A 367-nucleotide genomic window follows, 5' to 3' on the forward strand; every position below is an offset into this window, starting at 1 on the left:
CCGTCACAACCTTGTAGACGGCTCGTCACAGCCACACCTGCTCAAGCTGTAGCCGCATTCCGCCGGGCGGATGAGGCCGGGGAGTTGGGACATGCGGCGTGCCGTCGGCCTCGTCCTCCTCTGTGCGGCCGGAGCGGCTGGTCCGACTCGCACCAGCGCGGCCGAGACCCTGTCCTTCTGGGATCTCAAGCGCGATCAGCTCCGCCTGCTCGTCGCCTCGCCGCAGGTGATGGTCACCCGCACCGCGTCGGGCTGGGACGCCTACTGCCGCTGCCCCGTCGTGCTCAAGCCGCACGAGATCCCCGAGGTGATGAAGAAGGCGATCATCGCCGTCGAGGACAAGCGCTACCTGGACCATGGCGGCGTC

At 68.4% G+C, this 367-nt stretch carries 1 pseudogene; it reads left to right on the forward strand.

Annotated elements, in window-relative coordinates:
* Window positions 1–91: 91 nt before the first annotated feature.
* A pseudogene (locus tag WDW90_RS38490) lies at window positions 92–367 on the forward strand (transglycosylase domain-containing protein); the annotation flags it as partial.

The sequence above is a fragment of the Methylobacterium nigriterrae genome, assembly GCF_037106235.1.
Classification (GTDB): Bacteria; Pseudomonadota; Alphaproteobacteria; order Rhizobiales; family Beijerinckiaceae; genus Methylobacterium; species Methylobacterium nigriterrae.